General features: G+C 64.7%; 19 protein-coding genes. 5 read left to right on the top strand and 14 right to left on the bottom strand.

Annotation, left to right across the window (positions count from 1 at the left end; genetic code table 11):
- Positions 1–184: 184 nt before the first annotated feature.
- The 3 genes from ABZS43_RS28105 (at position 185) to ABZS43_RS28095 (ending at position 3392) form a co-directional block, all read left to right on the top strand.
- Positions 185–1450 (top strand): helix-turn-helix domain-containing protein, encoded by a 1266-nt coding sequence (locus ABZS43_RS28105; RefSeq protein ID WP_355038982.1) that lies wholly within the window; start codon positions 185–187, stop codon positions 1448–1450.
- Positions 1451–1577: 127 nt separating this feature from the next.
- A complete protein-coding gene (locus ABZS43_RS28100; RefSeq protein ID WP_355038981.1) occupies positions 1578–2654 on the top strand; it encodes an SDR family oxidoreductase in 1077 nt (358 codons plus the stop codon).
- A gap of 294 nt (positions 2655–2948) precedes the next feature.
- Positions 2949–3392 (top strand): TetR/AcrR family transcriptional regulator, encoded by a 444-nt coding sequence (locus ABZS43_RS28095; protein ID WP_355038980.1) that lies wholly within the window; start codon positions 2949–2951, stop codon positions 3390–3392.
- A 404-nt stretch (positions 3393–3796) separates the two neighbouring features.
- Here the strand turns inward: ABZS43_RS28095 and ABZS43_RS28090 are convergent, their stop codons facing one another.
- The 9 genes from ABZS43_RS28090 to ABZS43_RS28050 all read right to left on the bottom strand — a co-directional run bounded on the left by ABZS43_RS28090 (position 3797) and on the right by ABZS43_RS28050 (position 15481).
- Entirely contained in the window at positions 3797–4822 is a 1026-nt protein-coding gene (locus tag ABZS43_RS28090; RefSeq protein WP_355038979.1) for a hypothetical protein, read from the bottom strand.
- Positions 4819–5775 carry a hypothetical protein gene (locus ABZS43_RS28085; protein WP_355038978.1) on the bottom strand — a complete coding sequence of 319 codons (957 nt, stop codon included), beginning with the start codon at positions 5773–5775 and terminating at the stop codon, positions 4819–4821. The genes ABZS43_RS28090 and ABZS43_RS28085 overlap by 4 nt, the downstream gene beginning before the upstream one ends.
- 793 nt (positions 5776–6568) lie before the next feature.
- Positions 6569–6895, bottom strand: coding sequence for a class I adenylate-forming enzyme family protein (locus ABZS43_RS28080; RefSeq protein WP_355038977.1), 327 nt, complete (start codon positions 6893–6895; stop codon positions 6569–6571).
- Between the two features lie 4 nt (positions 6896–6899).
- On the bottom strand, positions 6900–7553 hold the full coding sequence (locus ABZS43_RS28075; protein ID WP_355038976.1) for a TetR-like C-terminal domain-containing protein: 654 nt from the start codon (positions 7551–7553) through the stop codon (positions 6900–6902).
- Positions 7554–7618: 65 nt separating this feature from the next.
- A complete protein-coding gene (locus ABZS43_RS28070) occupies positions 7619–9058 on the bottom strand; it encodes a class I adenylate-forming enzyme family protein (protein ID WP_355039038.1) in 1440 nt (479 codons plus the stop codon).
- A gap of 38 nt (positions 9059–9096) precedes the next feature.
- Positions 9097–10131, bottom strand: coding sequence for a hypothetical protein (locus tag ABZS43_RS28065; protein ID WP_355038975.1), 1035 nt, complete (start codon positions 10129–10131; stop codon positions 9097–9099).
- Between the two features lie 364 nt (positions 10132–10495).
- Positions 10496–11767 carry an ABC transporter substrate-binding protein gene (locus tag ABZS43_RS28060; RefSeq protein WP_355038974.1) on the bottom strand — a complete coding sequence of 424 codons (1272 nt, stop codon included), beginning with the start codon at positions 11765–11767 and terminating at the stop codon, positions 10496–10498.
- An 80-nt stretch (positions 11768–11847) separates the two neighbouring features.
- A complete protein-coding gene (locus ABZS43_RS28055) occupies positions 11848–12534 on the bottom strand; it encodes an ATP-binding cassette domain-containing protein (RefSeq protein ID WP_355038973.1) in 687 nt (228 codons plus the stop codon).
- Positions 12535–12589: 55 nt separating this feature from the next.
- Positions 12590–15481 (bottom strand): branched-chain amino acid ABC transporter permease/ATP-binding protein, encoded by a 2892-nt coding sequence (locus tag ABZS43_RS28050; protein ID WP_355038972.1) that lies wholly within the window; start codon positions 15479–15481, stop codon positions 12590–12592.
- A 657-nt stretch (positions 15482–16138) separates the two neighbouring features.
- On the opposite strand from ABZS43_RS28050, the gene ABZS43_RS28045 reads away from it, so the two are divergent.
- A complete protein-coding gene (locus tag ABZS43_RS28045; RefSeq protein ID WP_355038971.1) occupies positions 16139–16426 on the top strand; it encodes a hypothetical protein in 288 nt (95 codons plus the stop codon).
- 96 nt (positions 16427–16522) lie between these two features.
- On the opposite strand, the gene ABZS43_RS28040 is transcribed toward ABZS43_RS28045, so the two are convergent.
- From ABZS43_RS28040 to ABZS43_RS28020, 5 genes are all read right to left on the bottom strand, one after another.
- Entirely contained in the window at positions 16523–17797 is a 1275-nt protein-coding gene (locus ABZS43_RS28040; RefSeq protein ID WP_355038970.1) for a sensor domain-containing diguanylate cyclase, read from the bottom strand.
- Positions 17798–18251: 454 nt separating this feature from the next.
- Positions 18252–18755 (bottom strand): TetR family transcriptional regulator, encoded by a 504-nt coding sequence (locus ABZS43_RS28035; protein ID WP_355038969.1) that lies wholly within the window; start codon positions 18753–18755, stop codon positions 18252–18254.
- A 225-nt stretch (positions 18756–18980) separates the two neighbouring features.
- Entirely contained in the window at positions 18981–20159 is a 1179-nt protein-coding gene (locus ABZS43_RS28030; protein ID WP_355038968.1) for an acyl-CoA dehydrogenase family protein, read from the bottom strand.
- Between the two features lie 48 nt (positions 20160–20207).
- Entirely contained in the window at positions 20208–20936 is a 729-nt protein-coding gene (locus ABZS43_RS28025; RefSeq protein ID WP_355038967.1) for a TetR/AcrR family transcriptional regulator, read from the bottom strand.
- Between the two features lie 606 nt (positions 20937–21542).
- Complete coding sequence (locus ABZS43_RS28020) at positions 21543–22055, bottom strand: transposase (protein WP_355038966.1); 513 nt, start codon at positions 22053–22055, stop codon at positions 21543–21545.
- A 303-nt stretch (positions 22056–22358) separates the two neighbouring features.
- On the opposite strand from ABZS43_RS28020, the gene ABZS43_RS28015 reads away from it, so the two are divergent.
- Positions 22359–23063, top strand: a complete 705-nt coding sequence (locus ABZS43_RS28015) for a hypothetical protein (RefSeq protein WP_355038965.1) — start codon at positions 22359–22361, stop codon at positions 23061–23063.
- Positions 23064–23258 lie beyond the last annotated feature (195 nt).

The raw sequence follows: 23258 nt of genomic DNA, 5'->3' as shown, positions 1-23258 counted from the left end.
GCCGCGATCACCACTCCTCCGGCCCGACAACCGGGCCCGAGGAGAATATGGCCCCAAGCCCGTCCATTAGAGTTATTATTTAACTTATTAAAGGTGAAGGCCGTCGCGTCTCGAGCCGTGTGGCCGACCGGACTTGGCAGAGGTCCTGACCACGGCGCGATCCGACCGCGCAGGAGGGGACAGCGTGCGAAATACAGCTTCGCGCAAAGTGATCGACGAAGGCGAGGGTGCGAGCGCAGACCAGGGTGTCGCGACCGAATTCGCCGCCGCGGAGGCGTCCGCCGTGCGCACCCTACATCCTGGCGCGATTCGCGAACTACGCGATCGCACGATACGAGCAGTGACATCGTCCTTCGATGAGGCTGGAACTCCGGCATCGGCACGTCCGGACGGCACGAGACTGGCCCACGCTTGTTCCGATTTCGCCCTCGGACTCCTCACCGACCGAACCGAGCGCGCACCTCGAACCGAACTGGCGCGAGCCTGCACGGCTCTTGCTCGCCGCGGGGTGCTCCTCGATACTGTCCTGCGGGTGGCGAGCACCTGCGTACGAGAGGTCTACGATCTACTCCCCTCGGGAAAGATCAACCAACTCTCCAGTGACCTGAGGTCGCTCGTCGACATGCTCGAGACCATGACGACCATAGTCACCACGGCCTACGTCGAGGACGCGCGGGCGAAAGCCACCGAGGCAGCTCCCTCCTCGAGCACTGTCGCCTCGGTCCTGCTCCGAGGAGGCGTCGATTCGACGACCGAACGCATGCTCGGGCTCCGGATCGCATCCCGGTATCACGTGGTGGCGATCCATATGTTCGCCAACCGCGACGGAGCGACACATACTCGCCCCACGGGCGCCGAACGGGCGCTGCCGAGGATCAAGACAGAGATCGAACGGCTTGCGGGCGAGAATATCTCAGCTTTGCTGAGCATCGACGGCGGCACCATTCTGCTGCCGCACGACACCGTGACCGACGACGATCTGGAATGCGTCGTCTCCCGACTGGCAGAGGTGGGCGAGGTGGCGCTCGTCGCGGCGTCGACGAGCGCCCCGCCCGAGGAAGTGCCCGCGGCCGCAGATCGAAGTCACCAACTACTCGACGTGATCATCCAACTGGACTACAGGCCGGGGCTGTACCGAGTCGAGCTCATGACGAGGGAGGGGCAGTTGTCATACCCGGGTCCCGGGCGCGACGCCCTTGCCGCGATCCTGGACCCGCTCGACGATCATCCGGAACTGATGACACTGCTTCGGGCTCACCTGCGAAACAACCACAGCCGACTGCGGACCGCGCGGGAATTGGTCATCCACACCAATACGGTCGACTACCGCCTCAAGCAGATCACCAGACACACCGGTTGGGACCTGACGACAGCGGATGGCCAATGGATGCTCCAATCCGCCTTGATCGCAAGGTCTTCGGCGAACGCCCGATCGAGTAGACGCGCGTGACCGTCCGAGCTCGTGTCCACCGATCCCGATCATCGGACCGGTGGCGATGTTTCGTGATCGCTGCCGGGGGCGGTGTCCGGCGACCAACTTTGATTCGCTCAGCTGACCTTCGCGGTCGCAGTACCCGGTGACACGGCAATTCCGCCCGAATCCTCGTGACGACCTCGAAGCCCGCGGTATCGCCACTGATCGCGGTGACCGTCACCGTCGTGGTGAGTGTGTCACCGGGCCACACCTGGGCGAGGAAACGTACGCCGAACGAGAGCAGGCTCTGCTCCGGATATCCCATCTCACCGGCGTATGGAAGACCATCAAAGCCACTGTGCCGGTCGCGCGCTACAACATCCGCGTCGACACCATCCACCCCAACGGGGTCCGAACCGATATGGGCAAAGCACCCGATCCCGAGGTACTGCGCGCCAGCGGCGTCGACGACTACGAGATGTGGCTCTTCGGCCAGGTCACCGCCACCGCGCTCGCCGAGGGCACGCAAGAACCCGAAGACGTCGCCGCGACCGTGGCATATCTCGCGAGCGAGGAGGCGCGGTTCATGACCGGAACCGCACTACAGATCGGTGCGGGGAATCAACTCATGCGACCCGCTCACGGCGACTCGCGACGCAGAACACGCGACGCGACTGTAGCCGAAAGAGATTATTTATTATACTATATCGGTTCGAGGTTGGACTCAGGGCGGAGTTCGGCCTACACCGAAGGACGATTGCACATGGCCTATGCGATGAGATGCCACGAACCCGATATCGCCGAAGTCAACTCGGTACTACCCACACCGATGGAATTGTTGCGCGCAGTGCGCGGGCATTCGGTCGAGACCGAGGGCGGTCCGCTCGCCCGCGTCGTCGCCAAATGCGCACTAGAACTCGCCGAATTGCATATCGTGGAGCAGCAGAACACCACGTGTGCGGCGGTCGCCCCGATCCGCGCCGTACTCCTCGATCACATCGACGCCATAGTGGCGATCGGCCTGCCCCATGTGGCGGATATCGAACGACGCGAGATCCGCGACACAATCGAACGGATAGCACTGGCCTCGATAGAACTTCATCAGGCGCTGCGGCAGCGAGGGGGCACCGACGAACATGTCCGCGCGCTGTGTAGACGCACGGCTGTACTCGCCGATACCTACTCCGCCCTGGTGACATCCGCCGCTCGCCTGCTCCCCTGGTCGCCACCTCGGATCTGAGGCCGTACACGTTCGAACCCCACCGCCGAGCATGTGCGACTCACTCCGTCGCGGCCTGTCGCCAGGCGGAAAACAGGCTCGACACTTCGCCTCGGCGGTTCGGCGTATCGAGGCGAACAGTACAAGCGCTGCCGCCGACTTCACGCACGCGGATAACTTGTCGGCGTCGCTACGTCGCCGGGCTCGTGATCGTGCACTCTTCAGCCCGTGTCTTTTGCGCGGGGCGATACGCGTGCCTCGGCTCCGGCCTGGCGCCTCGAATTGGAATGCATCACCCCAGTGAAGGCTCGCGGTATGCCTCGGCCCAACTCCGCGCGTCGAATGCTCAACACGCCCCGCAGAAGGAAGGTCGACGAGACTCGCCGCAGCGATCTGCTGGCCAGCGTGGAGGCGATATTTCTCGACGAAGGTTTCACTCACGTGACGATGGGCGAACTGACCGAGCGTCTACACTGCTCGAAGGCGACGCTGTACAGCGTCGCTCCGACCAAGGAACAGCTCGTCATAGCGGCTACGAAGAAGTTCTTCGCCAAGTCGGCCGAGATCATCGAAGACACTGTCGCGGATCTGGACAGCCCCAGCGCGAAGGTGTCGGCTTATCTCGACGGGGTGGCCACCGCGATGCGCCGGAACTCGCGCGACTTCTACGAAGACATGGTGTCCTTTTCCCTCGACAGCCGAAATCTACGGGCGAAATACGGCGCGGGCGGCCCAGCGGGTCGAAGAGCTCATCGATGACGGCATCGCCACCGGCCAATTCCACACGCGGGACGGCAATTTCGCGGCGCAGATCATCACGCTGGCCATCGAAGGCGTTCAGTCGGGCATACTTCTCGATCGCACAGGTCTGTCGGCGGGCGACACGTTCAGCGAGCTGTCCGCGCTACTCATGCACGGCCTACTCCACCCCGGTCCCCCGCCGTCTCGGTCCACGACTCGGGCGAACGTAGGGTCGATTCCGGGCCATGTCCCCAGTGGCACCCAACCATGCCGAAGGCGGCGTCACACCTGCACGCCGCCTTCGATCTCGGACAGAGTCGATCATCGAGCGGTTCGGATATGCGCCCGGCATCACTCGGCGAGGCCCGCGCCACGGGATGTTTCGAGCCACATGGCCGTGGCGCGTCGGCCTCCGACCACGATCAAACAGATACCGAGGCGACCCCCGCGACCACAGCCTCGTCGACCTCGACTTCGGCGAACGCCGCGATGCCGGGTGTACCCGCTCTTTTCCTGGTGGCCGTCAACACGATCACGCTCGCCACGAGCCATACCGCCATGACGACCAGATCTGATCGCGTACCTTCGCTGTCGAAGTAACAGACGCTACGCAACGCCGAGAGCCCCCGCGCCGTGGGCAGCACCTCGTGCAACCAGCTGTACAACGCCGGCGCCATGTCCAACTGCACCGCCAGTCCGGACGCAGTGACTCCGGCCAGAACCAGCACCAGGAGCGACACCATCACCATGGCGGGGCCGATAAGACGCACACCGGCCAACGTCACCGATCCCGCGACCAGCGCGATGCCGGCCAATGTCGCCGCGCCAGCACCGGCATTTCCCGGAAATATGTCGAAAACTACCCATCCATAACAGGTTTCGATTCCCGCGATGACTACCGACATCGCTGCCACCGCGAAGAACTGGGTGCGAGTCCGCAGACCCGGCGCGACCATCGCGACGATCAGGCCGGACAAGAATCCTCCGACGATGGCGCCCACACCGATGTAGAGCGTGCTTGTTCCGAGACGATCGGCGTCCGGCAACGCGACCACATCCCGCACATGCAGCGTCGCTCCACTCGCCTGCGCCACGGCGGCGAACAGCGCGCGAGCGGCTTGGGTGGCCTGCGCACCGCCCGCCGACGCCACGTAGAGATCGCCTGTCGTGGGATCGTAGGCCCCGCGAACTTCGCGGTCCCGCACGGCCGTTCGACCGGAGTCCGCGTCCGAGATCGTGCGGATCTCGAACCCGTGCGCGTGCGCCGTGAGTTGATTCGCCACGGCCTGCGCCTGCGGGCCCGCACCGATGACGGCCACCATCACCTCGTGCGGTGTGGGCGAATGCAGTATGCCCAGGAAAAGTCCCGGCAATGCGATCAAGAAGAACAGCGGCAGCATCAGGACGCCGGTGAGTGTTCGGCGCCGGGCGAGGCGATCGTTTGTCATCGTGAACCTTCCTCCTCGGCGACCGCCGCGGGGGCGTTCGTCGAACGCAGAGTGGACAGCCAGATCGCGCCCGCGCCCAGGGCAATCCACAATCCGATGATCGGCAGGTCCGCGTCGATGCCGCCCCCGCCGAAGTACAACGTCCGCCGCAGTCCGTCCAGCACCGCCGAGGTCGGCAGCCAGGAGTGCAGGTGCGCGAACAGGGACGGGACCATCTCCACCGGCACCGCGATTCCCGAGGCCGGGATTCCGAGGATGACGAGCACCAGCACACCGACGACCGTCATCCCGGGTCCGATCAGTTTTACGCCCCCGGACTGCATCAGCCCAGCGCAGATCGTGCCCGAGGCCACCAGCAGTGCGACTTCGAGAAGGTGCCCGCTCAGCGCTCCGTACGCCGAATAGGCGATGAAAGTGGTGATCACCGCGGCCACGAGCGCGACCAGGCCGAGAATCGCCAGCTCCGTCCGGAGAGACAAGCCCGATACGGCGACGTTCAGCACCGTTGCGGTGACGAAGCCCGCAAGGATCGCCGCTAGGCCGACGAACAGCAAGCTGATACCCAAGCGATCGGATTCCGGCAATGGCACGACATCTCGAACCGCGAGCTCGGTTCCGAGTTGGCGCGCCACGGGTGCGAACGCGGTCCGCACCGTCGCCTCGGCCAGTGGGCTGCCCGCGCTCGCGACGTAGAGAGTGCCGGTGGCGGGATCGAATGCGCCACGACTGTGCATATCGACGAGATGCCGCCGGGCCGTGTCCGTATCGGCCACGGTGGAGACCCGGAAAGATGGCGCCATCTTCGTCGCCAAGCCCGAAGCCAACTGTGCTGATTCGTGATCCGCGCCGATGATCTCTACCGGCATGTCGTGTGGTTGTGGTTCATGGAAGGCGTAGAGATAGGCACCCGGCAACGCCAGTGCCATGAACAGCGGGAACACCAAGGCTACCAACAGTGTCTTTCCCGCCGATCGAGTTGGCGTGTGGGTGCTCCCACTCCGCGACTCGGACATCGTTGCCCCTCTCGGGCCTAGGAAGGCCGAGTCTCCGACGCCCGACTCGAATGCACCGTTCTCGACAGGCGCTATACAACCGGCGCCGCCTACCGACAGAGCACGACGAGAGTTCACGCGAATCAGATTCGTCGAATCAATAATCAGATCAATCATCTATCTGTAACATCCAGATATTGCCCGGATGTCACAATTTCCGGATGCGGCGCCTGCTGTACTCGGTGCCGTTTCGCCCGTGGGGTGACGCATGGTTTCACCAGGTCGGCCCCCTTCGAGAACGGCATACTTATGCACCGGCCCGCCGAACACCGTCGCGACAACGCCGCGGACATCGCGCCGCACCACGTCTCTCGGTCCCCGGGACATACTGGGGAGCGCCTGCGTCCGGACCCGGTACGCGCCGAAGCGCAAGGAGCGCCTCGTAGCCGGGTCGTCCGTACCGTCCGCATTCCCGCGCCACTGCCTTCGACTCGAAGTCGGGTGGTGCACACGTCCGTCCGTGAGGTCCTCGACCTGTTCGAAGCGTGCGCGCGGTGTGGCTATCCCGCCCATGCCTGGGCCATCGAACGACACCTCGTCGGTGGACAGCTCGAAACCGAGATCGTGGTGGGATGCGGGTTGCCTTGCGGCTGGGAGGGCAGATCCCGCTTCTATCTCGCCGAGCTTCACATCTGATGGCACACCCGCACCGAGCGCTCGATTCGCCGAGCACGGCGAATCCGTCTGCCCGCGATCACTGTGCCTCGCCGCCTGTCCCGCACCTCTCGGTGAGTGTGCCCTTCACGTACCATTCTCGCAGCTGATGCTTGCGGACCTTGCCGGTGCTGGTCCGGGGCAGCGAACACACGACCATCATCTCGGCGGGCCGTTTGTAGTGGCTCAACCGGTCCTTCACCAGTGCCCGTACCTCCGCCAGGTCGACCCCGGCGTCTCCGGCGGCCAGCACGACAGCGATCACCCGCTCGCCTAGCCTGGTATCGGGAACACCGAAAACCGCTGCTTCGGAAACGGATTCGTGCGCCGGTACCGCCTGCTCGACCAGCGTGGATGACTGACGCACGCAGTCACGGCCGAGCCAGCGGCTCGCGCTTCGCGACCAAGGCGCCGAACGTGTCGAGTACGGCTTCGAGATCGGTGCCGAATCCGTCGCTCGTGCTCATCGACCAGTGTTCGACGACGGTCAAAGCGCCGATGAAGGCCGCGGCGAGGGCTTTCGGATCGGTCTGCGCCGCGAAATCCCCGCGGGCGCGGGCACGTTCGAACACCGCGACCACTCGCTGATTGCCGGGCAGGATGACAGTGCGCTGCACGTGTGCGTACAACTCGGGATGGCGAGCCGCCTGGCCCGCGAAGGTGAACAGGATCTGGAGTCCGGACCAGGCACCCGGACGGTCGAAGGCATCGACCAGGACGCGCAACTCGGCACGCAGGTCACCCAGGTCGGGCACTTCCGGCCAGGTCGCGATCGAGGCGAACGCGTCGATGATGAGCTCGCGTGCGCTCGACCACCGACGGTAGAACCCGCTGTTGCCGACCTTCGCCCGGCGCAGCGTAGCCGTGAGACTGAAAGCGTCCACTCCCGCCGCGACAAGTTCGACACGTGCTTCGTGCAGCACCCGCTGCTCGACCGTGGCGTCGAGTGGACGCCCGGCACCCCTGCGGTCCGCCTCGGAGAGCGAAGAATTCTGCGAGAGCACCATTTCTCGACTGTAATGCACCGCTGCCACTTACTCGGCGCGGTGGACCGACGATCGGGACACCGCACGCGCGATGCGAGTGCGCATCAGCCGTCGTGCCGGTCCCGCAACCGTGACCTCTGTAGTTTCCCGGCCGCCGTCCGTGGCACCTCGTCGACGACCACGAACTCCGCCGGCACCTTGTAGGAGACCAGACGTTCTCTGAGCGATGCTCGTAAATCGTTCTCCGACAAGGGTTCCGACCCTACAATGTAGGCCACTACCCGCTCGCCGCGACGTTCGTCGGGACAGCCGACGACCGCGGCGTCGCTCACCCCGGGAAGCCGCAGCAGTTCCGCCTCGACTTCGGCGGGCGCGACCTGGAAGCCGGATACCTTGATCATGTCCTTGAGCCGGTCCGAGATCCACAGACGACCGTCCTCATCGACATGGCCGGCATCACCGGTGCGAAACCATCCGTCCTCGAGGAACGGATCATCCGCCACCTGCTCGCTGTAGCCCGCCGCTACGCATGGCCCGCGCACCTCGATCTCGCCTTCGTTCCCGATGCGGATCTCATTTCCGACGCATGCGTAGCCCGGGGAATCCAGACGCCATCGCTGTGCCAGCTCGACCGGGTTGAAGGCCACCGCGAACGCCTCGGTCATGCCGTAGGAACACAAGAAGCCCACGCCGGTGCGGGAGGCGATCGTCTGTGCCAGGTTCGCGGGAACCGCGCTTCCGCCCCACATGAAATAGCGAAGACCGGGGAAGTCCGCGCGGCTCAGATCCGGCAGCGTGGCCAGTCGGTGTGCCACGGCCCCGGCCAGCGGCCAGACGGTGACCGAATCTCGTTTGATCTGATCGAGGCAACGGTCGAAATCGAACCGCTCGAACAGCGTCACCTCGGCCCCGGCCGCCAGCGCCGCACCCATCATCGAGGTGCCGAAGATGTGACACAGCGGCAGCGAGATCTGCAGCCGGTCGGCACCGGTCAGGCCCATATGGACCACCAATTGATCGATACCGCCGGACAAACTCGCGACGGTGTGCACGACCCCTTTCGGCAAGCCCGTCGTCCCCGAGGAGAAAGGGATGCACAATTCCGCCTCACGGCCCACCGAAGCGGCGGGCGACGGCGCGATCGCGTCATCGCCCGCCGCTTCGGCGATATCCTCTATCGACACCGCGATCGCCAAACCACGCACGTTCGCTCGGTGTCGCGCTGAATAAATCGCGGCGGACGCACTCACGGTCGAAACCACGCGGCCGATCTCGTGATCGGTCCAGTACGGATTCGGGATCACGAACACCGCGCCGAGGCGGGCGAGGGCGAACTGCGCGAACAGATACTCCGGGCGATTCTCGACCAGCAATACGGTGCGCGCACCCGGCCGGATCCCGGCGCGGAAGAGCCGCTGCGCTACCCGCCCGACCGCTCGCTCGAATTCCCCGAAGGTCCACTGTCGTCCCTCGAACCGCAGGGCGACCCGGTCCGGACTGCGTCGGGCGGCCACGTCCGGCAGCGACGCGTAGTCCAGCGTCATACTCACGACTCCTTCCTCCTCGTCCCCACCGGATCGTGTCACCAACGGCGACGTTCCCCGTTGCCCGGGACAGTCTCACCCCACGCCATCCAGACGTCGGGCACCCTGGTGTCGGACACGCGACGCATCCGACCTTCCTGCTGCGGATTCGGGATGACGCCGAGACCGTCCATCCGACCGTTGGGATCCGGCTCGCAGATCCAGGCCTCGCCGTTGATGGTGTAGTCGATGCCGTCGTGCCAGTAGCCGTCGGCGTTACGCCGGACGACCGCGTCCATGGTGTGCGCGGAGGTCACCGTACCGTCGCTGTGGCCGATGACGCCGACGTGGAAGTCACCGTTCCCGAACAGGAAGTGCCCGACCTCCGCGCTGCCGTCGTCGTAGTGGTTGGCCCAGGAGTACCAGGTCGTGTACTCGGCGTCGTGCAACGGGTCCTTGTCGACGTACAAGCGAGCGCCTTCGCGCATCCACGCCTCCTCCCAGAACAAGAATCCGCGCGCACGCTTGCCGCGCAGCTCCCCTTCGACCAACCACGTCTGGGTGAGGTAGAGCAGCGACGAGTCCGGGCCGGGCAGGAACCATTGCAGCGGCGGAGCGATCCGGTTACCGGTCACCTCGATGACATCGGTTTCCCGGTAATGCATGGTGTCGGTGGACAGTGTGAGCGCCACCGAGCGGCCGTGCTCGTTGGCGGCTGCCGTGAACTCCACCGCTCCGGAGTCGAGCACATTTCGCGAGAGTTTGTCGCTCTCGGGCGCGTACCGCGGTTCCCGGTCCAGGCGCAACTGCTCATCGCCTCCAGCACTGGACAGGAGGATGAGTTTGCCGCCCAGCGAGCGAATGTCGCCACCGGCCTTCTTGTTGTCCCGAACAGCGGGAACCCGACGCATGATCGAGTGCAGGCCGCCGTCCTCGTCGCGCAAGGTACCCCAGATGTACCCGGCCTCCGGGATCAGTCCGTGGATGGCGGTGTCCTGGGCGAGGACCGCGGCCGGCTCGAACCGGCGTGCCGAGGAAATAGCCGCGTGGTTGAACGATCCGCTCGGCGCGAGATCAGCCAGAGTATTGGTCACTGTTGTTCCTTCTGTGAGTTGTCAACGGGGAAGTCGGATCGACCGGACCGCGACGACATGACGTGCGTTGCCCGACTCGCGGGAGACCTCCGATCGGGCATATCGAGGGCTCTCCGGTGGCGACATCCGTCGAGGCGCGCACAGCAGACCGATCATCGAGGCCGACGCCGCGAGCTCACGATCACCACCGTTTCGGTCACTATCATTACCGTAAATTGCGGTGGCGTGGAAATCAATGCCGAACTCGCTCCGACGACCAGGACAACCGGCGCGCGCTGCCCGCACCGATTTCTGAAACGCACATCCAGACGGTGTGCACCACCCCGAGGTGGTGCACACCGTCTCCACCTGCCCGGCCTGCTCGTCAGCGCGCAGGCGGAGTGAACAGCGAGGCGTCGGTGCGCAGGATCCGATAGCCGCCCAGAACGCCACCCTTGTCTGCGGTGGCGACGATGACGTCACTGGCACACACGTTTCGCGACAGCGGGAAAGCCTGTCCGTTGCACTGGAATTGGATGCCATTGGTCAGTGGATACGGTTGGGCGGGCGCGGAGCGCAACGCTTCCGGCACCGACTGTCGAGTCACTTCCTGTCCCGCGACCGCGTTCATCGCCCGAGCCAGGCCGAGAACCGGCTGCCAGCCACCCGCCGAATTCGCCTCGATTCGCAGGCCGGGCTTGTACTTGTCGACTGCCGCCTGGAACAGCTTCACGTCCTCGGTGGTCGGGTCGAGATTGGCAGTTGTGCCCACCTGGATTCCTTCGAACCCGCCGGGGATCGAAGAACTGATGGTGGTGTCGACACAACGATCGTTCACCACGATGGTCGCGCCACGATCGACCGTCTTGATGGCCTTCAGAACGCCGCCACAGAAATTGGTGTTCCCGAGCACCGTCCACAGACCGGGGTCATTGCGATTAGCGGCGGTGATCTGCGAGGTCACATCGGGAGTGCCAGGCGGGATGGTCACCACGTCCAACCCGACGCCGGCATTGCCGAAGGCCAACTTGCCCAGCTGATTGGCCGCGCCGGTCGCGGCGGGCACGTCGATGGTGACCATCGCGGCCTTGGTGACTTTCTGCTCCTCGGCCAGAGCCGCGGGTGTGCCGAAGATCGCTGAGACACCGTTCATCAGCGTGAAGACGTTCGGTACGGACAGCGAACTCTGCGAAGTCGCGTAGTTCAACACGAGCGGAACTCCCGCGGGCGAGAGCACATCGATGGTCTGGTCGACGTTTCCGAGCGCACCCTCCACGACCGCGACGGCGCCCGCGCTGATCATCTGGTTGGCGCAATCGGTGGCCCCGGCCGGACTGCTCTTCGTCTCGCAGGTCTTCAGCTGTATCCGGTGTCCGCGCAAGCCGCCGAGGTGTTCGTTGATGTAGTCCACCGCGGCTTGCGCCGCCGTGAACTCGGCGCTGGTGTCTATGGCGGCCGATTTGCCTTCGCCGATGAAACCTATGGTGACGAGGTCTCCGGTCGCGGCGTTGACCGGACCGAGCACTGCCGGGTCGGCTGTTCCCGCCCCCGACGACGTGTCGGCGTCGTCACCGCACGCGACGGTCGACGCGAGAGCGAGTGCCGCGACAGCGACGCCGATACCGGCGCGCCGGGCATTCAGGAATCCACGCTTCATTTTTCTCCTCCGAGGTAACGCGGACCTGAGCACGGTCCACGGGGTTGTGTTGTATGGATCACCGCTGGCGAGCACAGACCTCAGCCCGCTCGCGCCGCGGCGTCCGTTCCCAGATACACATCGCGCAGGCGGCGCGGGTCCGAGCGCAGGTCCTGCGCGGGGCCACGCAGACGGACCGCTCCGTGCACGAGCACCAGCGCCTCGTCGGCGATCTCCAATGCCAGCCGCACGTGCTGTTCGACCAGGACAACCACCGCGCCGGTGTCATCGGCGATCCGCCGCACGACGGGCAACAACTCCTCGACGATGACGGGCGCCAAACCCATGCTCATCTCGTCGATCAACAGGACCGTCGGCTTCTGTACCATCGCGCGGGCCACAGCGAGCATCTGCTGTTCTCCACCGGAGAGGTCGCCCGCCCGTACCTTGAAGCGCCTGCGCAGCGCGGGAAACAGGTCGAGGGTCGCCTCGTGCGCCTTGTCGTCGTTGCGGGCGACCTTCAAGTTCTCCGCCACTGTCAGATCGGTGAACAGAGCCCGGTCATCCGGAACCAACACGAGTCCGTTCTCGTTGGCGTGTCGAGGATCGCCGTTGCGCAGCGTGCCCTCGCCAACCGACACAGACCCGCTCTGCCTTTTCAGAAAACCCGCCATCGTGTTGAGCAAGGTCGTCTTGCCCGCACCGTTGGGTCCGAGCACCGCGAGCACCGTGCCGGCGCGAAGAGCTATGTCGATGTCACGCGCCACAACGGTGTTGTGGTAACCCACAGCGAGTCCCTCGCATCGGAACAAGGTGGGCGTTTCCGTCTCGGTGTTGTGAGTTTCAGGCATCGACCGCGACCTCACTTCCCAGATACGCGGCCGCGACTCGCTCGTTCGTCCGGATCTCATCGGGCCGGCCCATCGCGATAACCTTTCCGAAGTCGAGAACGTAGACCAGGTCGCTTGCCCCGAAGATCAGATCCATATCGTGGTCGACCATCAGCACGGCGATACCCGCGGCTGCGATGCGCTTCAAACGTCTTCCGAGCCAGAGACTTTCAGCACTGTCGAGACCCCCCGCCGGCTCGTCCAGCAGCAGCACCGACGGATTGCCCGCGAGGGCGCGGGCGATGGAGACCAACTGGCGCCTGCCGTGGGACAGCTCGCTGACCGGACGGTCGCCGACGTCCGCGAGGCCGACGATGTCGAGCACGCGATCCACCGAAGCGAGCTCTCCGTCCTGCTTGCCGTCGTGTCCCGTCCATACCGCGACCTTGACGTTCTCTCGCACCGAGAGGTCGTCGTACAACTCCAGGGCTTGAAAGGTCCGACCGAGTCCGTCGCGGACACGCTGATACGGGGCTCGGACGTCGATTCGCTTGCCCTGCAATTCCACTGTGCCCGTGTATTCGGAGAATCCGCACAGCGCGTCGATGAAAGTGGTCTTGCCCGCCCCGTTCGGACCGATCAGACCCACCAGCTTGCCCGTCGGAATTTCCAGCATCACATCGTCGAGCGCGACTACACCGCCGTAGTGCACCGAGATTCCGCCGGCGCGCAGAGCGATTCCCTTCGGTGCCGCGGAGATCGGTTCCTCGACTCCCCGGTCGATGTCCTCGTCCAACATCAGCGGCGCGGCGGTTCCACTCGCCCGGCGTCGCACGATCCAGCTGTGCGCGGGACCGACGATTCCCTCCGGATTGACGATCACCGTGACGATGAGCATGACGGCGGCGATACTCGGATACCACGCGCCGGCGCCGATGAACTCGTCGATAGCGATGTAGAGCAAACCACTCGCGGCGAGCAGGCCCGCGAGCACGCCGCCGGACAGCGAGGTGACGCCCGCCAGATACACGACAGCGAAGAATGCGACCGAATTCATCGCCGAGAAAGGTTCGTAGATGACCGACTGCTGCTGGTATGCCAGCAATGTCCCGCCGAGCCCCGCGATGAACGAACCGATCGCGAACGCGGTCACCTTCACCAGCACCACGTTGACACCGGCCGCGGCGGCCGATTTCTCATTGGCGCGCACCGCGAGCATCTGCGATCCCAATCGACTGCGTCGCAATACCGCAACCGCCAGACCGACCGCGGCGGCCACTACGAGGCACATGACACCGAAGGCGACACGGGGATAGTCCTCACCACCGCCGATGCCCAGATCGAGACCGAACAATGTCGGGGGCTCGGTGGTGACCCCCGCCGAACTGACGAGATCGGAGTTGCGGAACCACACGGCCTCCACCGCGTATGCCATCGCGAGCGTGACCACCGCGACCGCGAGTCCACGTATCCGGAGTGCGGGCAATCCCACCAACACGCCGACCACCGCCGCGATAAGGGCGGCGAGCAGCGGGGAGACCGGGAACGGGAGATTCCATGTTTCGGTCAGCGGACCCACGAGGAACGCCGCGACACCCGCGATCGTCAACTGCGCCAACGAGATCTGGCCTGCGTATCCGGTCACGACAACGATCGACAATCCGATCACGGTCATGATGAGCGAGACGATGAGGCCGTTACGCCAGCGATCGTCCAACACGATCAGCAGTCCCAGAGCGATAACCGTGACCGTCGCGGTGCCGAGCAGTGGCCGACTCGGTCGCGGAGCGGACCCGAGGGTCTGGACGATCACCGCGCCGCGGTTGGGCAGAGGCCGGGCACGAAGCACGAGGACAACGAGGATCAGGATCAACGGGACGAGCTCCGACATCCCGGTGGTGGGAAGCGCCGAGAACAGCGTCGCCAGATATTGCAGCCAGGATTGAACCATTCCGATTCCCAGGCCGGCCAGCACCGCGACCACCATCATCTCGAACCGAGCGACCACAGCCGCCGCCAAGGCGGGAACGATGAACAGGGTGTAGGAGACGGGCGCCAGGGACGCGATGGGCGCGATGAGGATGCCCGCGACACCGGCCACCGCCGAACTCAGCATCCAGTTGTACGCAGCTATCCGATCAGGAGACATCCCGCTCAGATAGGCGCCACGCTCGGAGGACGCGACCGCTCGCGTGGTGAGCCCGAAACGGCTCAGTCGCAGCCAGATCACCAGTGCGGCAGCGAGCACGACGAGAGTGAGGGCCAGATAGAGCCGGTCGTGCGGCAGAACGAAGTCGTCGAACTCCCAGACACTGTCGGGAAATATCGGATCCACCGCGATCGTCGCGGTGCCGAGACGTTGCGCGAGCAGCGCCGGGACCAGTAACGCGATCCCGAGTGCGGCCACAGCCTTGGCGACCGCGGGCGCGGTGCGCAGCGGACGGAATACCGCGAAATACAGCAGCGCACCCAACGCGGCGGCGATCACCGTCGCGATCGCCATCGCGGGCCACTGTCCCAGGGGCGCGCCGATATCCACGGTCTCGGGAAGTCCCGGGAGCGGAACCATCAGCTCCCCTTGCCTCAAGAAGGCGTAGAAGTATGCCGTGAGCAGCGCAATCGCACCGGCCCCGAAGTTGACTACTCCCGAGCTTCGATAGGTCAGCACGACCGCGAGCGCCAGCGATCCGAAGACCGCGCCGCTTCCCAAACCCAGGAGCAGAAAAGTCAGATGCTCCATCCCACTCCGATCCTCGATTGCGCTACCCACTGTGTCGCAATCAGTTATTTGATTTAAATGAATGTACGTGATCCATGACACATGCACAAGCGCGTCGAGCCGAGTCAGGCCTATGCGCAAGTTTTCGGCGAATACGCCCGAATCGCAGCACCACTCGAGGCCCACCGAGCTTTCGGGACAGTCCGTGAAACCCGTTCGCGCACCTCCCGAGTCAGCGGCGCCGACTGCGACCTATTCCCGATTCGAATAGCCGCCGTCCCCGATCGGGAAGAATGCGGGATCGTCGCACGACGCGACAACACCGAGATCCGACGCATGATCGATTCCCGCCTGATGCGCGGTTCCGGTCCGGCGGGTGCGCAGCGAGGCGCCGGTGACACCGCCGGCGAAGACCGTGCACACCACGCGCCCCCGAGGAATGTCGGCGGTCGCGGCGAGATGATCAGCGGTCGAATCCGCTCCCGCATTTCACGGCGCTGATATCCGAATAAGTTGAGCAAGTGTGGATTTCGACTCCGATCGACGCTCCGACACACCCGCTCCAAGTCGCTCGCGCCGCAAGACAGCGAGTGCCGTGGCGCACATCTCATTAATTATCTAACCGTATCAATCAAGCATGGTCGAAGGCGTTTCACGGATGAACCCAGCTCACACCCTAAGCGGCACAGATGCCCGAACCCAGGGAACAGTGTTCCGACCACCGATGCCGCCCCGCCTTCGATGTAGTAGAATTATCTGTAGCATTAGCCCGAGTTTGCCGACCCCGTCGGCCGAGCAGAGGTACAGCAATCCTTCACCGCTTACGAGGACAACGGTTTTCGCGTGTCCGCCTACCGACCGCCGGTCAGGGATGCCGAGACCGAGAAGATCTTCACCGCGGCCTGGCAGGTGCTGGAACGAGTCGTAGAGGACCGACTGCGGGAAAAGCTCGATCCCGGCGCTCCGGTCGATGACCAACTTGCTGGGCGCAAGGCGGGGACGAGACTGGCCAAGCTGCTTCGCGACAACGATGTCCCGGCCGCCCAGAAATACTGGCGCCGACATCTGGAAAGTGTCGCCAAGTACATGGTCGGCAATTCCACGGCCACGCTCGTCGACGTCCTGTCCTGACGCTGGCCGAACTCGATCGACTGTGCGCTCAGTACCTGGTCGCGAGATAGGCGGCGCGGCCGGTCCGGGCTTCGCACCCTCCGTCGTTCGCGCTCGTCAGGATTCCGAGTCCGCAAGGGAGTCGGCGACGGCGAGTGCTCGGGCATCGAGTACGCACATCGCCCACCGATCCTTCCCTGCCTTCTTCGCTCGGTATAGTTCGCGGTCCGCGGCGTCGAGCAAGGTTTCCGGCCGAGCCCCACATATCTCGGCGACGACCACGCCCATACTTGCCGAAATCCGAATCTCGCGGTGAGCGACGGACAACGGAGCCGAAAGCGCGTCGAGCACGCCGTCCGCTACCACCGCGATCTCCACATCATCGACCGGCGGGGCCACCAGGACGACGAATTCGTCGCCGCCGATACGAGCGGTGAGATGTCCGGGACTGTCACTGTGCTCACGCAGTCGACGCGCTACCACGCTCAGAACCTTGTCGCCGACGCCGTGTCCGTATCGATCATTGATCTCCTTGAACCCATCGATGTCGACGAAGCACAGCCCCACGCGGTCAGACACGGCGGCGTCCACGCACAACTCTTCGATGCGTTCGAGCAGGCAACGACGGTTGGGCAGTCTGGTCAAGGGGTCGTGTCGAGACTGCCAATGCAGTTCCTCCTGCAACCGGTGGCGGGCGGTGATGTCCTCACCGACAGCCAGCAGATAGTCCGCACGTCCTCCCGTGCGCCGCACATAAGTGATCGAGAAGGCGACCCAGCGCGCTCGCCCGTCGGTGGAGACCATGCGACTCTCCGTCCTGACGGTGCCCGCGCCGGCGTCGATGAGTTCATCGAAGATCAACCGACGAATAGCGGCCGCCTCCTCCGGATGCGCGAAATCGAAGATCGACATCCCTCGGATATCACTGATCGGCCGACCGGCCGACTCGGCCAGACAGCGGTTGACCTCTAGAAGTCTGCCCTCGAGATCGACGATCGCGATCGCTACCGCCACATTGTCGAACGCCGACTGGAACAGTCCGGCGTCGTAAGCCTCCTCGGCCTCCTCGATCGACCTCGGCGGCGGGTTGTTCTCTGCCCACGGCAGGACGTGTCCGCCCCCGACCAGACCACAGTGTCCCTGACCGATCGCGGTCGCCAGCAGCGCCATGCGAATCCCCCGATCGTTCCGCGCACCCTCCGCGACCATCTCCTCATGGAGAACCCTGATCGTCAGGCCCGGCACCGAATCCGCGACGAATCCGAGCGAAGCCAACGTGGCGCCGACGCGAATTCCTGTCTCGGGATCGAAAGCATCCGCCACGAGGGCGCGCTCCACCGAGTCGACCAGTACAGCCAGTACTTCCTCCAGATGAGACGTCGGGTAAGCCACGGCGGAAGTCTCGGTGAGCGCGCCGCGCCATCGCGACAGCAATCTCGAACGCGCGACTCCATCCATGCGATCCTCGGGCACTTTCTCGGGTGATCCGCTCCGGTCGCCCGTTCGCTCACCATAGCGCCATGCACGTGCCGTCGGATGTCGTTCGACAGCGTTATCGAACCGAGCGAGGTGCAGGTCACAGGCAGTCACGACGTCGGACTGACCGCCGCGGCCGCTTCCGGGCGGACTCGACTCCGCGGCCGTATTCTCGCCATCGCAGCGCTATGCCTATCGGGCCGTGCGGCTATTCGATACGGAGGACGGCCCGGTTCGACAGCTGACCAGCATGTCGACAGTTAACCAGCAACCCGCGGAAACCACGCGGAGTGGGCTTCAAACGGACAGGCGTCGAATCAGCTCCCAGAGTCGCTCCGCCGCCTCACGCACCGACTCCGACGACTCCGCTTCATCCGACCTCAGCCAATAGGCGAGAAATCCGAGGATCCCCGCCCGCGAGGAATTGAGCGAACTCCTCCGCGCCGGTAGTCGCTCGACCGCGCGATCGCAGGACGCGTTCGGCCAAACTGTCGGCCACCATTTCACGAGCGATGCCCGCGACGCTGCGAGCCCCGAGCAAGCGGCGATACATCGCACGGTCGGCATTGGCCTCGTTCAGGAAGTTCACCAGCCAGTCCGGCACCCCCCGCGCCTCGGCCATGACATCGCGACCCTGCCCTGTCGATTTCCGCATGCGTTCGATCAGCGCGTCCGCGGCCAGTTCATCCAACGAGGCGTAATGCTGATAGAAGGTCGGCCGACTCACCCGCGCTCGGCGCGTGAGATCGGTGATCGAAATCTCCGACCAATCCCGTTCCGCCGCGAGTGCGAGGACCGCGGCTCGCAGACTCTCGCGGGTACGCAGGATACGGATGTCCACTCGCTCGATGACTGGCTCCGATGCTTCACCCAACGGTTCTCCTCGATGCGACGACCCTCGGCGACGTTGTGTCCGCCCATGACCGTAGCGCGTGGACTCGGCGTCACCGGAGGTCACCGGGAGCCTCGGCACCTCGAGAGGGTGGCCACCCTCTCGACCGGCGGAAGGACATGAAAGTCGCCACCGCGGGAGATTTCCGCCGTGCGTGCTATGACAGTAACGTCGACGTCGAGCGCGGTTGTCCGGCACCGAATGATCTCAACGGGCAGGGAGACCGAGTACGTGTTCGGCCAGATAGTTGAGCGCGAATTCGTTACTGACAGGTCCTGATCGCGACAGGCGAGCATCGAGATAGAGGTCGAGCCAGCCCTCGCGTTCGTCCCACGCTTCCGCGCCGAAGACTTGCATAGCGTGGTCGGCAGCGTCGAAGGCGAGTTCGGAGGCAAGCAACTTGACCGCGTTGGCATCGGCGGCCGCGGTCTGCGCGGAATCGGCACGGTCGAAACCCAAGGCGGCGCGGCGCAGCAGCAGGCGAACGGCGGCGTGCCGCGCATGCAGGTGGGCAAGCGGATGCGCCACCGCCTGGTGAACGCCGATCGGCTCACGACCGGCGATGACGCGATGTTTGGCGCGCGCGACAGCGTTATCGAGACAGTGAGCCGCACTGCCGCTGCAGATCGCGGCTGTGAGCACTCGCTCGACATCGGTGAACGGCCACAGCGAGAGCAACCCCCCGCCGACGGAGCCGACCAGCGCGTCGCCGGGCAGCACGACATGGTCGAGTTCGAGTTGGAATTGTCGGACGCCTTCTCGATAGCGCATCGGGATCTCGGTGACGGTAACGCCTGCCGCACCGGGATCGACCAGCACGGTCGTATAGCCGGACGTCCCGTCCTCGGCAACGGTGCGCCCGAATACGAGCACCCGGTCGACGAGGTCCAGACCAGAGGTGACTCGCTTCACTCCGGTGACGACGAAATGTGTCCCTGTGTACTGAATTTCGGTCTCGACTCCGAAAAGGTTGTGACCTGACGCTGGTTCGGTCACGGCAATACCGAGTTGCGCCGTGCCTGCGGCGATCCGAGGTAGCCAACGCTCGCGCGCGGAGTCCGGACCGACACGATCGATCGCGTGGGCGATGGCATTCGACAGGACCGGCATCCACAGAACGATGCCGCGCGCGGCGAAGGCCTCGAGTATCAAAGCGGCACCGAGCAGCCCGATAGCGCTTCCGCCACGGTCGGCCGAGATCATCGCTCCCGCCCAACCTTGTTCACAGAATCTCCGCCACAGCTTCGGATGCAGCTCGCCGTGCTCGATTACGTGGCGACGGATCTCGATCGCCTCCGGCGCGAACTCTGCCGCGACCGCCCGGGCAGCGTTCTCGAGAGTTCGATACTCGACGGGAAGGTCGAAGGCGGCTGTCGCGGTGCTCATGATCACTCCAAGTCTCCAGCGTCGATGGACGCGGTGATCGACAGAGTATCACTCCGGAGTGTTGCTCGGTAAACGATCGCGATCCAGGCCGACGAGCGCCGTCTCCGAGACTCCCTGAGCCACTACGCCGCCAGCCTCATCGAGCAACTGCACATGGATACGACCGGTGAAGGATTGAGGAGACCGCGCCACGCGAGGTCCAGGATCGATCGAGACCGCCGCGACCGCAGCATCGACCAAGTGCTCGATGTATTCCATCGGCGAGCCCGCGATCTGACCGGCCAGCCACTGCTGGGCGATGGCATGCGCTGGTCCGGTCATGACGGCCACGAGTACGGCCATCGGGAGTCGGCGAACCTCACCGCGGGCGATGAACGGCGCCAACCAGTCCTTGTAGAGCGCACCGGTGTCGAGGTTCATCGCTTCCACCTGCTTGCCCGCCTCGGTGGACCAGTCGAGTCGACCTCGCGTGTAGAGAAAGCGGGCGCGAAGCGGATTTCGCTCCACCCACGACAGATGCTGCCCGATGACACCACCGACAGCCTCACGCGGCGAGGCGGGCAATCGCTTCAACACTTGCCGGTAGCCGTCCTGCACCGAACGGATCGACTCGACGTACAAGGCGTCCGCGATCGCCTCTTTCGAGGGGAAATGATGAAACAGAGCACCGTTGGACACGCCGCTCCGCTCCCGGATCCGCGTTATCGTCGTCCGCTCGTAGCCATCGACGGCGAAACACTCCAATGCCGCGTGCAAGACGTCGTCACGAACTCCCATACCGCAACAGAGTAACGCTCCGAACCGCGGGGGCGGCCTACCGCGCCACTGATGTCAGATTCGCAGCCACATGTACGTTTGCAGCCTGGCGATATCGCGATCAGCGCACGCGATCGAACAATATCTGCCAGGCGTGAGCCCTTCGATAGCGAACAAGGACTTGCCACAGAACCGACAGAACAATTTCCGCATCTCGCTCCGAGATTTGGCGGCCCAAGCGAGTTGCCACGTCCAACGGCGCAACCGAAGCATTGATTCAGCCCGGATCGGGCGCGCTCCTACTCGAGTTCGACGAGTCGTGGCCGGCACCGCTGGCGCGGCGTATCCCGACTTCGCCGCGCTGCCGCTCCACCTTCTCCACGTCATCGCACGGATCACTCCCTCACGAACCGACACGGTACACAAACAGATAGATTATTTGCCTGAATGATGGGCCCAATATGGCTCGGACCGCAACTCGGGCACGCCCGTCGTGGGAAACGTCACGGGCGGCGCCATCCGACAAGCCACCCGCTTCCGCTCCCCCGTCGGGCTGCTGCACGAATAGGTGACATCGATCTGACTTGCCGTGAGGTGGGCCTGGAAGACATCTCATGGGGTTATCTGTCAAGCTGGCGCGGTGGTCGGCGGGGGAAATGCCCGGTGTTCGTCGTAGCGGGTGCGAGATTGCAGGCAATGGTGGAGTTGACCAAGGAATTTGTTGAACAGGTGCCGTTGGGCTTGATGGTTCCAGTCTCCGGCGGCGCGGCGGGTGTCGAAGTGCCGTCGTGCGCCGGGTGAGGCGGTCAGTGATGACAGTGCCCAAATCGGGCCGACGGCGGCCAGGCGGTTGTTCTTGACATTCCGGTGCAGGACAACGGTTTTCCTTCCGCTGGCGCGTGTGATCGGCGCCGATCCGGCGTATGCCTCGAGGTGGCGTGCCTCGGTGAAGCGTGTGCGGTCGTCGCCGGTCTCGGCGAGGATCCGGGCACCGCTCAACGCCGCGAGGCCGGGAAAGCTGGTGATGATCGAGGCGTCGGGGTGGCGCTGGAATTGTTCGGTGACCGCGTCGGCGAGTTCGTCGACGGCGGCGCAGGCGGCGTCGAATTGGGGCAGCACCGCCGTGAGTTGCCTGCCCATTGCGTCTTCGACCTGAGGTGGCTGCCTCAGTTGTGTGGTGGCGCGGAAGATTTCTTGCAGTCGGGCGACGTCGCGGTCTATGAAACGTTGACGCCCTGATTTGGTCAGCAGTCTGCTCAATTGGGTGCGGGTGAGCGAGCTTGGCGGCTCGCGCCGGTGTCGGTGCTGCGGCCAGCACCGTGCGGGCATCGCGCGGGACAGTCCGCCGGCGAGGCGGGCGAAGGCGTCCAACGCGGCGGGTAGAAATTACTCCCCGGGCTCCGGCCGGGTGACTGCGCCGCAATGTGGCGCGAACTCGATGTCGTGTCGAAACGACTGCACCGCAAATCTATTCGCTGGGGCCGCGTCGCCGAGGCCGCGGTTGTCGGGTTGGGAGCCGGTGTCGTGACCGGCGGCATGGCCGCGCCCGCGGTCGGCGCGGCTATCGGTAGCACCCTGTTGGGGTTCAGTGGTGCTGCCGCGACCTCAGCAGGTCTGGCAGCGCTGGGTGGCGGCTCGCTGGCAGTCGGTGGTTTCGGCATGTTCGGAGGCACCATCCTCGTCAGTAGTGTCGGCGGTCTGGCCGGTGCGGGTGTCGCCGGAATCGGTACCCGCTACAGCGGACTCGCCAGTACGACCATCGCCGCAGAAGCGGTCAAACTCGGACTCATCGCCCGAATCCTGCTCGAGGACGAGCAAGACCGAGACCAGAAGATGCGCCGGGTAGTGGAGAGCTTGCATCAGGTCCAAAACGACCTGGCCCGCAAGGTGACCGCATTGCCCGAGCGGATCGTGGAGTTGAAGAAGAACAACCGCGAACTCGACGAGAACAACAAACTCCTGCAAATGGTGGTCGGTCGCCTGCGTGCCGAACTCGTCGACGCCCGCGCCGAGTTGAAAGCCCTGCGGACCGAACTCGCCGACACCGAACAGGCCGCCACAACGATCGAAGTCGTCCTGGATCGACTGCCCGAACCCGACACCGATTCAGAGCCGGACCCGGATTCCGATCTGGACCTCGCCCGCTGATGACCGACTCTGTCGAACGCAACCTCGACTCGATCACCCGCCGACTCGCCGAAGCACACCGAGCAGCCGACGCCGCACTGAACGACACACCGCAGACCACGAGCCTGTCGGTATCGGCACCTGGCTAGTCCTACACGCAGCTCACCACGTTCAACGACGAACTTCGCGACCTAGCGGGCTGGACCGAGATCGACC

The organism is Nocardia sp. NPDC005366 (assembly GCF_040606855.1).
GTDB lineage: Bacteria > Actinomycetota > Actinomycetes > Mycobacteriales > Mycobacteriaceae > Nocardia.
The sequence above is the reverse complement of the archived record's forward strand: the minus strand, read 5'-3'. Positions and strand labels throughout refer to the sequence as shown.